The organism is Paenibacillus sp. J22P169, from assembly GCF_059691995.1.
On record NZ_JCAUAO010000006.1, the window covers coordinates 71,784 to 84,452 of the forward strand.

8 protein-coding genes are annotated in these 12,669 nt (G+C 48.2%); all 8 read right to left on the reverse strand.

Annotation, left to right across the window (positions count from 1 at the left end; translation table 11 throughout):
• Positions 1-57: 57 nt before the first annotated feature.
• The 8 genes from AC58QG_RS24585 to AC58QG_RS24620 all read right to left on the reverse strand — a co-directional run bounded on the left by AC58QG_RS24585 (position 58) and on the right by AC58QG_RS24620 (position 12,668).
• Positions 58-2,532: a hypothetical protein gene (locus AC58QG_RS24585; RefSeq protein ID WP_497364746.1), complete on the reverse strand. Its 2,475-nt coding sequence runs from the start codon at positions 2,530-2,532 to the stop codon at positions 58-60.
• A complete protein-coding gene (locus AC58QG_RS24590; protein ID WP_497364747.1) occupies positions 2,529-4,274 on the reverse strand; it encodes a polysaccharide deacetylase family protein in 1,746 nt (581 codons plus the stop codon). Before AC58QG_RS24590 ends, AC58QG_RS24585 begins: the two co-directional genes overlap by 4 nt.
• A gap of 44 nt (positions 4,275-4,318) precedes the next feature.
• A complete protein-coding gene (locus tag AC58QG_RS24595) occupies positions 4,319-5,554 on the reverse strand; it encodes a DegT/DnrJ/EryC1/StrS family aminotransferase (RefSeq protein ID WP_497364748.1) in 1,236 nt (411 codons plus the stop codon).
• Between the two features lie 18 nt (positions 5,555-5,572).
• Positions 5,573-8,047: a glycoside hydrolase family 38 N-terminal domain-containing protein gene (locus tag AC58QG_RS24600; RefSeq protein ID WP_497364749.1), complete on the reverse strand. Its 2,475-nt coding sequence runs from the start codon at positions 8,045-8,047 to the stop codon at positions 5,573-5,575.
• 56 nt (positions 8,048-8,103) lie between these two features.
• Complete coding sequence (locus AC58QG_RS24605; RefSeq protein WP_497364750.1) at positions 8,104-9,702, reverse strand: extracellular solute-binding protein; 1,599 nt, start codon at positions 9,700-9,702, stop codon at positions 8,104-8,106.
• Between the two features lie 38 nt (positions 9,703-9,740).
• A complete protein-coding gene (locus tag AC58QG_RS24610; protein WP_497364751.1) occupies positions 9,741-10,610 on the reverse strand; it encodes a carbohydrate ABC transporter permease in 870 nt (289 codons plus the stop codon).
• 13 nt (positions 10,611-10,623) lie between these two features.
• Positions 10,624-11,583 carry an ABC transporter permease gene (locus AC58QG_RS24615; protein WP_497364752.1) on the reverse strand — a complete coding sequence of 320 codons (960 nt, stop codon included), beginning with the start codon at positions 11,581-11,583 and terminating at the stop codon, positions 10,624-10,626.
• 245 nt (positions 11,584-11,828) lie between these two features.
• Complete coding sequence (locus tag AC58QG_RS24620) at positions 11,829-12,668, reverse strand: DUF6597 domain-containing transcriptional factor (RefSeq protein ID WP_497364753.1); 840 nt, start codon at positions 12,666-12,668, stop codon at positions 11,829-11,831.
• Between the last annotated feature and the right edge of the window lies 1 nt (position 12,669).

Consider the following 12,669-nt stretch of genomic DNA (forward strand, 5'->3'; position numbering starts at 1 on the left):
GAACCGAGCAGAGAAGATCCACTCTTGGACCCTCTCTGCTCGGTTATTTTTGTACGATCAAACCTCAAGCGTATGGCATCCGCCTGCGGCAACTTTTATATCTAAGCTCTTGCCATTAGTTAAGGTGATTGTGCAGGAAACCGCATGCTCACTTTCATTCATCAAGATCATATTGCCATCGGCGACAGTCACATCAAGCAACAATTTCGCAGCCAAATCAACGGATAGCTGACAAACCGCTTGGCGATAAAGGGAAGAAAAGGAGGGTACATAGCCATGCCAGAAATACGCTTCCCCTCTTAAGGTTTGCCTGCCTTCATAGACATTCAGTACCATGCCTGCCACGATGCGTTTTTTTGCAATCGTACGCACCCCATCTGCACGGAAGTTGGCAGCGACGATACAGTCCTCGGTCTCTACAACGATCGTTTCGTCATTCGTTTCTAGCTGAACCGTTTGACTGCTTGCTACTTCTGTCTGCGCTGCTGTTTGGTTAGGGATCGAGACCACAATGAATGGTTCCCTTGTCTGCCCTTCCGTTAGCTGCATGGAACCGATATCATTGAGGACGAGTATGTCTTCTACGCCCTTCCACTTCAAATATTCATGCTTGTTGATATATGTGATGCCCTGCCCGCCGATGATAACGTACCCGATATAATCATCTACATTCACGTAGGCAGCACTTCCATACGTTTCAACCTGATTGGGCTCCTGTCCATAGAAGCCACGGAACTTGTCGGTACCGCCCGGATAATATAAAGTGCGTGTGCCGGGGGCTAGCTCTGGCATGGCTGCATAATTCTCATTGCGGATACCAATGATGCCAGTTTGCGCATGCTGAATTGTCACATTCTTCATCGCTTCGAAACGCTCAATGTACACGGTACTGCCGTTCGGCAGTGACAGAAAAGCCACATGCTGAAGCAGCTCGCGGGCTCCTCTGGCAATTGTCACTGTTGCTGCGAAGCCATCATGGAACGGTAGAATACTTTCCTGCTCCACATCACGGATGATCGATTCGTTGCTCAGACCTTTAATCCCCTTCTTCTCTGCAAACTCTACCGTTCCTGTGTAACTCGCATAAAGCGGGGTTACCTGCCATAAGCCTTTGGAAGGCAATGTTAGCGCCATAACATTGTTACGCCATGTAAAGCTCGCGAAGGAATCCTTGCGACGGTGAACGATGGAATTACCATAAGCGTACGTGTATACACCTAACAAACGATTCGTCATTTCCTCCGTATCGCTTGGCTCTGCGCCAGGGCCTCCAAAGAGGTATATCAAATATGAGCAGAGCAGATCGACCGCTGAGCCATGCTCCAAGTCTCTGGCAAACTGCGCGTGCGCTTTATTGATGATACATTCTTCCCCGCGTTCTTCCAGCAAGCAACCGCGTGAATTGCTGGCTTGGATGCGTTCAATCGAGTCAAGTGATCCTCTTACCAGATTAGCAGCATCCCGATTACCATGAATGACATTTAGAATTGTATGCGTCAGCTGGCGCTCATGCTGCCGATTATACCACCAGTCTTGGCCTTGAACTGGAACGGCCAAGCCATCGAACTGCGCCCAAATTTTAATTGTACGCTCATACAGCTTCTCGTTATTGTGTACCGCCTCACGGAGAATTTCTTGACCCGCGGTCAGTGACATTAAAGCAAAGATTCCGCGTAGATTGGTCCCTGCGCACAAATAGCTTGGATGAACGAAGGCATGGTTTTCCGCTGTCATGTCAGGATGGAACGTCACCGTTCGCACCAGATTTCCAATGGGATTATCGATTAAGCCAGACGGGTCAGCGAGCCTGTCCTTGTAGGTGGTGACGGAGTTTACCGCCCACAGGCGGAATCCGTGCTTCCACTGTGCGTGATGCGGATGATCGGGAAACAGTGCAACCGCCGCTCCGATCCCTGCCGCTGTCCATCCGTTTTCCTCGCATTGCGTATCATAATAAACGCCATTACGGGGTTCGTCGACTGACCATTGATCGGCATAGCTAGAAACAACATTTTGCACGAGCACCTTCGTCTCTATGTCCAAGTCATCCCACAGCATCCAAGCAGCGTAGGCAAAGAAAGCGATGGAGCGGCCGTTTTGGCTAGCCATAAAGAAGCTATCGCCTTGACCTCCCCACTTTTTCCCGCTCGTGTAAGGCAGCACGCCCTCTACTCGGACACAATCCTCTGGACCCGTATCATGCGTAAATCCAATATAGCGAATCGCTTTGATGGCACGTTCTTTCAAAAGATTCCGGGAGATCCCCGTTGCCTGCTCGTCATATTCGCCTAGCTTGGAAAGCACCGCGTAAACAAGCGAGTTCTGGGCCGAGTCGGATTGGTACCAGAAAGTTCCTCCGAAGAAATGACCGCTGTTCGGACGTACATCCCAGTCCTGAAAATGCTCATTAGCAAAAGGCAGCCATTTCAACAAAATGGCATAGATGCGGCGCGACATGTCATTTTCTTGAGCTAAATCCCAACGGATAGGAGCAATGCGCCATATATCTGTTGATGGTGTGTAGGTAATCATGCGCTTATCACTTCCTGAGCCGTTAAAATGACTTTCTTACACGCTACGCCGTAAAGCTCCCTGATCTCGCCGCTTGAGCTATCCAAGCTGTCCGAGCTGCTCGATCCGTTGGTGCTTCCATTCATTACTGGCACCCAAGCAACAACACGGCCACCTTCGACCGGCACGTTATCCGTAATCGGATAACCGTCTGCCGTCAATCCAGAAATGGCGACCTTGCGGCGCGCCCGCACCCAACGGTTGATTTCTTCATTCGTCCAGAAGACAAACCCGCGCTTGCGCGCTTCTTCTACAACGTAACGGAACGCATCCCGCACCACTTCTTGGTGGTAGATATGAAATTGATGGAACAAGAAATGCGCAACACCTTGCACCTTGGCCACTTGTTCCAGAATCGGAATGACGATGCTGCGGTCACCCCACTTTTTCAATTCCAAATCCGGCGTCAGAAACCCGACTTCCATCACGTTGTATACCCGATTTTTCTCGTCAGAAAGCGCAATCGGAAAGAACGGCTGACACGTTCCAAACGCGAACCCAAGGTTGCCCTTCTTGCTGCCGCCACGGCTTTGGTCCGATTCGATGCCGCAGTTTTCGCACCATTGGAACAGCTCTCCCCATCCTTCTATGCGGGTAAGATGGTTCTTATTCGTCGGCACTTGCTTCATGCCCGTTGCCTCTTGGAACCATTCGAATTGCCGGCGGAATTCTTCTCCGCTCCAATTGCCGTTGTCTACATCTACAGCGTTGTAGTGCAGCGCCAGCTCATGCCCGTCTGCTTCGATCTGCTTGTATAAGCCTTTACTATAGCCCGGCTCCAACATACACCAGGTAGAGCGGACGCCGGTTTCCTTTAGGATGTCTAGCGTAGCTACGGCATGCTCGTCAAAGTTATAGTCGCTGTCATGCGAAATGTGAGCCACCTGCTCCGTGCCTTCCGGCCAATAGCCGAGAAACGGTAGCACCAAGCCTTTTTCTGCTGTGCGTCGAAGCAAATGCCCGACCAATTCATCACGCCACATGTCGGCATAGGGGTGAAGAAACAACGGGATTCCCGTTTCCGTTGCGACCCGGTCGTGCTCGTAATCAAGCTCGATCACGTCATCTGCCTTCAGCACGCCATCGTTCACCAGGGCAGTTCCATCTGCAGATGGTGGCCCATCCTCAATAACAGGCTTGCTTCCTTGCTGGAGCTGGACAATGGTATTCACGACATCTACGGAATAACGCTCCAAGCTTCCTTGTCCAATGCTGAATTGCTGTAGGGCAGGTCCATAACCGTCGCCGCTTGGCGAGCCTTTGCAGATGGTTCCGATCTTCTGGACGTTTGTTGGCTCCTCCATCGCGTTATTCGTTGCGACCCACGGCACCGCATCCAGAAAACGAAGCGGTCTGTCGCTATGCGGGAGGTGAGCGTACCCTGCACCTGTGCCCATACCTTTGTGATACCCTAATTTCTTCGCAAGATCGTTCGTACCCGCAAAGGAAACGACAATGCCGCCCCTTTCCATGTAACGCCAAAGCAGCGCTGCATGCTCCGCAGTTTCATCTACGGCTGCAACCAGAATGACATCACATGGATAATGATCTGTTATGCTCTTAACCGAGTGAATCCAATGAAACGGAATTCCGCGATGCGTCAAGATTTCCCCCAGATAACGATTGAATACGTTTATGTTATATCGCCACCGTTTTTCAGCAGCAGCCTGATCCAGCAAAATACCAATTCGCGCCATTTTCATCGCAGCAGTTCCCCCATTCGCAAGCTCACTTGCAAGCCTGTACGTTATTCAAACGATCTCAACACTTTATTTACTGCCGTCGCAATGTCGTACATTGCCTTCTCATCCGCCAACAATACATTCTGATGCAGCCACATCGCTTCGTTGTTGCAAGCTCGTTCGCTAATTGGACAAGCATATTGTCGATGCTCGGATTCTCCTGTCCATTTGGCAATCTCTTCAAGGATTGCTTTGTTCCTGTTTAAGGAAACGTATCCCGCATGCATGGGAATCCCTTCTCCATTCAATCGACGAATCATCTCATTCTTATCGATGCGGCTCGCTAGGTCAGGTTTCAAGAACAGTAAGTGCAAATGCTGGGCGTGACGGTTAACGCGCGGATCGCGTTTAACCGTAAGAATACCCTCGATCGGGGCCAGCAGCTCATTCAGCAGCTTTGCATTGCGTTCCCGCAGGGCAAACTGCGCTTCGAAACGGCTCAATTGCCCAAGTAATACAGCTGCCTGGAATTCGGTCATACGCAAGTTCCAGCCTACAGCCTCGTGCTGATACCAGCCGCCTTGCTTGATACGGCCTACATTCACAAGCGACCATGCTTTTGCAGCAAGCTCGTCGTCATTGGTCAAGATAATGCCGCCTTCTCCCGCCGTCACGTTCTTGCCCGACTGGAAGCTAAACGTGCCCAAGTCTCCTAGAGCACCAACACGCCTACCGTCCCACTCAGCTCCGACTCCTTGCGCGGAGTCCTCGATCAGACGCAAGCCATGACGGCTCGCAATCTCCTTCAATCGAGTCATGTCCGCCGAAGCCCCTGCTAAATGCACAGCGATAATCGCCTTTGTCTTCGGTGTGATTGCTGCTTCGACTTTATCAGGGTCAATCAGCAGCGTATCCGGTTCTACGTCCACAATGACGGGAATGGCTCCGAAGATGAGCGCTGATGACGCCGTGGCAATGAACGTGTATGCCGGCAGAATGACTTCATCGCCCGGTTGCACACCTGCTGCCTGCAGCGCAATGGTAATTCCGATCGTTCCGTTCACCACCGTAATGGCATGCTTCGCGCCATGCATGTCGGCGAACTGCCTTTCGAGTTCAGGCAGCTTCGGTTCTAGACCTGGAACGTTGGATTTCCCCGTTCCCCCCCACTTCTGCGAATGCAGCACCTCTAGCAACAGCTTCTCTTCTTCTTGGCCATAGATCGGCCAAACTGGGAATGGATCTGTCCGAACAGGCGTCCCGCCGTTTACTGCTAATTGGGCAACCGTCAATTTATCCATCGCTTCTCACTCCTGTTCCTATTCCATTAAGTTCTCATCGACCAGCGTTCGATCCGTCACATTCAATCGCAATGTTTTAATTTCAAATCGACCCAAGCGTATCTCTTGATTTATGCCAAGAGATGGGATCGAAACGTTCGTCAACCGTTCCTCTCCAGATGGCTCATACAAGCGTACAATGAAATCGTTAGTAATTTCTGCTTTCTTAAAAGCCGTCATCTGTATCGACGGATCACTCAAGCTGATTAATGGAGCAGGCGCCTTGCCTTCTCCAGATGGGAAATAGGTTAACGCATAAGGCTTCTCATTAAGTGCTAGCGCTTCTCGATCTAGTTGAGGCAGACGTTCTTCCCACGTCCCTGCATTAAACCAAAACGTGAACCGGCGCTCCCCTTGATCGATTCGTGGCGAAAAGCGGTCCTTCGGTAATGTATAGGGCATTTTGCCTCCCGGAAGCGCGGAATAGCCCGGCGAACGAAGCAGCGTCAGCCGCAGTTCGCCATCGTGGATACTGGATCCATACGTTCCGTCATTCACGACGGACAGAGATGCACCCGTAGCCCCATCAACTGCAGCGACCCATTTTTGAGCGACTGCTTCCCTGCCGTTAGCAGGCAGTTCGTCTACACCGTAAGCCACTTGGCCGTAATATTGCGGCTGCTTGAACGTTGTCGGCACAGATAGCTTGAGCATTTTTGCCTTCTCGTTCCAATGGACAGTAAGATCAACCTTCACTTCCGTACCCTGCTTAGGCAAATAATAACGCTGGCAGATGAATGAGTCTTTGTAAGCAAACACCGCTTCAATCACACTTCGTACTTCGCCGTCTTCAATCACGCGGACCGAAGCAATCGGCTTGCCCGGAATGCCCGAATAGCGGGAGCCTTTCGCTTGAGACATGAGCTTGAATTCTCCGATGACATCCGGGAAGCTTTGCGTTTGACTGCCCCATGAATCGTCATAATCCTTCACCACAACTGGCTTGAACGCATTGGGTTGTACCATGGAGACACCATCCGCTGTGTACGAATCAATGAATCCGGTATCGCAGTTAATAACAACCTCCAGCCGATCCGTCTTAAAAACAATCAACCCATTCACCGCTTGGAGTGTCGGCTTTGGTTTCTCCGGCAGAAATTCGACTGTACAGTCAAACCGATTCATCTGACCAGGCTCGAGCTCTGCATAAAATACGGCACGTTTCCGCCAATCAACGTAAAGACTGCTAATTTCCTTTTCAACCTGACTCGGGATTCTTTGTCCTTGTATATGCACTACCGGAACCGCGAATTGTCCTTTCGACGCAGCCGGCAACTGAAATTCACATTCAAAAATGCCTTTCACCTTATAGGGGTGGGGATTATAAACAAAAATCGGAACCTCGCCTTCTGCGGCTTTCTGTTGACCGCCCGTCAAGGCAAAGAAAGCGCGAGCTTTCAATCGAGACAAAATTTCCAAACCGTGATCCATTAATCGAATAGCCGCTTCTTCCACGGGTTGAACTGAAGTACCCGGCAATATATCATGAAATTCAGCAATCATTAAATCAACGGTAGCTTCATGAATGTCCTTTTGCGGATAAGGGCCATAACCCTGGAGCGCGTAAGAGGACATCATTTTTTCAACAAAAAACAACTCATTTTCAAGCTTGCGATGTTTTTGCTTAATCATAATTTGGGACGTATAGCAGCCAACCGCCCAAGGATTCAAATCTTTCTCGTACGTCGGCAGCTCTTTCCCGCTCGCTTTCAGCTCTGCAAAATAATCTTCTGGCGTGGAGTGGATCAGATCGAACGCTTCTGTCCTCTCTTTTAGCTCCTTCAGATTGTTCAAATCAATCCGGGAAGGTCCGCCTCCGTGGTTCCCTATTCCCCACAATACAAGTCCTTCCGACTTGTCTGGATGATCCTGCATCCAGCCTTCAACCTTCACATGCGCCTTGCCGCGCCCTGATAAATAAGCTTTGTAAGCGCGGTGAACCGTAACTTCGGAACCGTCATGCCCAATCCAACGGAATTCTTCCCCTGGTAAAGAACAGTCGTTCTGATCAGGCCGGCACACGATATACGAATCAAAGCCTGCCTTGCTCATAATTTGCACGAGTCCGCGCGTATGACCGAACGGATCGAAATTAATAGCCGTCGTCGGCACTTTGCCGAACTTCTCTTTGAAATACACGCGCCCTAGCAGCATCTGCCTAACGAACGATTCTCCGCTTGGCATATTGCAATCCGGCTGCAGATACCAGCCACCCATGATGTGCCACTTGCCCTCGGACACCAGCTTCTGAATGCGCTTAAATAGCGTCGGATCGTATTCTTCAATCCATTTATAAAGAATGACTTCGTTATGGTTAAAAATGAACCCGCCATATTCTTCGCAGAAATCAGCCGCGATTCGGAAGGTGGATAGCGCCTCTCCCGCTCCTTCTTCAATCTCCCATAGCCAAGCAGGGTCTAAATGAGCGTTACACAGTAAGTGAAGTTTTCTCATGGTAATCTCCTTGTTTTTTAGAAAACCCCCACTGGGACAGCGGGGGTTCATGTGTATTATTTTTTATTTTTGGCTTTGTACCATTCTGTTGCCTCTTTGATCAATTGATCTCCGCCTTGTTTCTTCCAGCTAGCTACGAAATCGTTGAATTTATCCACCGATTCTTTGCCAGTAATGACTTTTGCAGCAAATTCCAGCCACAATCCGTCATAGTTCAGCTCTGGTCGTGTTTTCAAGGTTGGCATTGCAGGGATTTCTAGCGCATCGTCTTGGAAGCTCTCTTTATTTGCCACCTGCAACGATTTCACCGTTTTTTCTCCGCCTGGCTTGTTCTTGATGAAGCTATCATCCGTAAGATGCGGCTTGCCGCCAGTGAAGTGTACCCACTCTTGGAACGTATTCTCTGCTAGGATCTGCTCATTGGTTGTCGGGTAGTTGTACTTGATTGCACCGTTTTCTACCTTGTACGTGTCACCTTCAATCCCATACATGAAGAACGTATCTTTGGCTTTATCATCGGAGTAGAACCAATCTAGGAATTTAATGATGGCTTCAGGGTTTTTAGCACTTTTCGGGATCGTCCATACAAAGTCAGATACCGTGGAACCTAAAGGGTATATCCCACCCGGCTTGCCGTTAGGTCCAACTGGAGAAGGAATGATTTCAACGGCCGCTGTCGGTACATTCGCTTTAATAGCCGTTTCAACAGCACCCGGCGTTACTGCGGATGTAGACCAAATACCTACCGTACCTGCACCTTTAATCTTGGCATCCCAATCTTTGCCTTGGAGCGTAAACACTTCGTTATCCAGCAGCTTCTCTTGATATAGCTTTTGGTACACTTTCAGCGCATCAACCATGCCTGGGCGAATAAAATTCGGCACTAATTGATCGTTCTCAAATTTCCAACTTTGCGGCTGCACGTCATAGGCAGTGAAAAATTGATAGGCGAAAGCCAACTTCGCGCGTCCCGACATTGGAATCTCATCTTGCTTCCCGTTGCCATTCGGGTCTTTATCGCGGAATGCTTTCATGACCTCGATGTATTCATCCACGGTTTTCGGCACCTGAAGACCCAATTTATCCAACCAGTCTTTGCGGATATAAGTTACCGTGCTGTTCGTAATCGGGTTTTCTTGCGGGATACCATAAATTTTTCCGTCTTTGCTCACGCGAGCAGAATCCCAGGATGCCTTCGGCACTTTCTTTTTCAAATTCGGTCCATACTTATCGATCAAATCATTTAGCGGAAGCAACACGCCAGAATCAATTGCAGGTGCTACTTCAGGTCGGTTAATTCCTTTGGTCTGCAGCAAATCAGGCAGTTCGCCGGAAGCAAATAGCAACGTCATGCTTTGGTCATAGTTCTCATGAGGAATCAATTGCATTGTCAGATCTGTTTTAGATAATTCTTCTAGTTTCTTTACATACTTGTCGTTATTGATATCCGCCGATCCTTCAACATACTTGGAACCGCCAGTCGTTAGCCCCACTTTGAACTTCGCAGGAGCGGCAGGGGCGGCAGATGTTGTTGAAGTCGATGATGTCGATGCAGCTTGTCCTGATTTCGTCTCTTCTTTGGAGGTACAGCCAACCAAACTACTTGCAGCTAATGCCATACAAAGTGCTACTGGCAACACTTTTCTCTTTTCCAAATTAACCTCTCCTTTTTTTAAACCATGTTGTTTTATTATTATCCTTTGACCGAACCAAGCATTGAACCTTTAACAAAATGCTTCTGAATCATTGGATATATAATCAGGATGGGGATGGTGGCTACCATGATGGAAGCCATTTTAATGCCTTCTACAGACTGAATGGTTACCGCCGCGCTTTGCAGCATGCTTTCCACGTCACTTTCGACGATCAGCTTGCGAAGCTTTAATTGCAGCGGATACAAATTAGGATCCCTAATAAACAGAATCGCATTGAAGTAACCGTTCCAGTGCCCAACTGCGTAAAACAAACCTATTGTGCTTAAGGAAGGTAAGGAAAGAGGGAGAACGATGCTCCACAATGTCCGATAATCGTTGCACCCGTCGATTTTGGCTGCATCCAGTAATCCATCCGAAATGTTGCGAAAGAAGGAAATCATGATGATCAAGTTAAATGCACTGATGAGATCGGGTATCATCAAAGACCATAGTGTATCCAACAGACCAAGTGATTTGACTAGCAAATACGACGGAATTAACGGTGCTTGGAAAATCATCGTGAACAATACAAGTAAAACGATGAACTTTCTCCCTTTCAAGTCTTGCTTGGATAGCCCATAAGCCATTAGGCTGGTGAAAATAAGATTAAGCAGCGTACCTACGACCGTAATAAATACGGTAACGCCGAAGGATTTCCAGATCCGCGAGTCATTCAGAACAACTTTATAATTCAAGAATGTAAAATCTGCTGGAAAGATCGTGACTCGTCCTTGAATGATAGCGCCAGCGCTGCTGAATGATCCCGCCATTATATGAAGAAACGGAATGAGCATAGCGATAGATACCAGGACAAGAAACGTATAGTTGAAAACAGTAAACGTCTGGTAAGCGGGCGATTTTCGAACCATGATGTGCTCCTTTCTAGTAGATCGAGCTGTCTGTCGTTTTTTTGCTAACGTAATTCGCCCCAACGATGAGGATGAAGCCAACAACGGATTTGAACAATCCGATAGCTGTCGTATAGCTATATTGTGCCCCTAATAAGCCGACTCTGTAGATGTAAGTATCAAATATTTCCCCAACTTCACGAACAAGCGGGTTAAGAAACATATAAATTTGTTCGAAGCCAAGGTCCAAAATATGACCGATCTGTAACAATAGCAATACCATAATAGTAGGAAGGAGGCTTGGAATCGTAATACTAAACACTTGACGCAATTTCCCTGCCCCGTCTACCTCAGCTGATTCATACATTTCAGGATTGATCCCGCTCAGCGCAGCTAAGTAAATGATCGTCCCCCAGCCAACTTCTTTCCAGATGCCAGAGGAAACGATAATGGTTCGGAAGTAATCCGGCTCCTGTACGAAAATGGTGCGTTCAAAACCAAAGGAAGCTAAGGTATCATTGACAACCCCTGTCAATGAAAGGAAATTAATGACCATACCGCCTACAACTACCCAAGAAAAGAAATGCGGCAGGTACAATAGCGTTTGAATCGTCCGTTTAAAAACAACCTTGCGAACTTCATTCAGCAATAGCGCCAATACGAGCGGTGCTGGAAAAGAGAAGATGAGCCTATACATACTGATCAGGAGTGTGTTTTTGAGTATTTTGTAAAACTCCGGATAGGTGAACAGATTGTCGAAGTGCTTTAAGCCGACGAACTTACTTCCCGTTACCCCCTTAAACACATCATAATCTTGAAATGCGATAATACTGCCGCTAAGAGGGATGTACTTGAATATGATAAAAAACAATACGCCAGGCAAGATCATCGAATAGATCTGCCAATGTTTTAGCATATAACTTTTCTTTTTTGGTATCGCTTTCAAGTCAGATAGAGTTGCCTGTTGCGTAGGTCCATTGATAGCCACTTTCATTTATCCCCTTTCACTGCTTGATCTCTGTTTCCACTATAAAAGTTTGAAGATCAGAAAGACATGTTATTTTTTGACTTGTGTTGTCAATTTTTAACCAACTCGAAAGCGTATTCACCCTCTCACTCATCGTTCCTCGCAATCTCCAAAACAAAAAAGAAGCGGCCACTTAGCCCCCTCTTTTGCCTATAGAACGCCCGCCATTTGAACGCTAGGTATTGAATCATTATTCATATACTATCAGGAGGCTAATGTCTACGTTTCCCCCATACATACTCCTCCGGTGTCTGACCAAGTACCGACTTAAAATCCTTTATGAAATGCGATTGATCATGATAACCGAGATCCATCGACAGCTTGGCCCAATTGTGCGTATCATTGCCGTCTGTGGTCTCTGCAGCGTTTTGAATACGTGCGATTTTGATCACCCACTTCGGGCTAACTCCGACATACTGGTCGAAGAGACGCTGCAGCGTGCGGATATTCATTTGAAAATGCTCACAAATGGCGTCGACCTTGGTGATATCCGGCTGTCCATACACATAATCTACGATCTGATTCACCAATGTGACCTGTTCATCTTGGGCAGGCAGCTTGGCCCTAATCATGCTCTCAACCAGATTAACGTTCCGCCCATCCTCACTGTGACTAAACACTTGCGCTTCCAAGGAACGTGGGTCGGTGTCGAAAACATCGCCAATACACAGCGGATTGTTCAACATGCTAGACACGTTTTCTTGGACAAAAGGGTAAAAGCCGCCTGGCTTAAATTTCACGCCAAACACACTCCCCTGCCCTTCCAGGTGATGTCCGTACTTCTCTTTGCCAGGACCGTAAATAGCCGTTTTACCCGGCTCTACAACGAGATTCACGCAGGGATTAGGAATAACATGCTGTGTATAGGGCTCCTTCCCAACCAAGTCCCACTTGACGACCCAATAATGACGAACGAAAAAAGCTACATCCTCAGCCGGAGCATAGCGACAAAGCTGAAATTTGTGCCCACCTTGTTGGAAATTTATAATACCAAGGCTAGGCATGGGGGAATTGGGTTGTGGATTTGGATTTGGATTCGCATTCATAGGCATG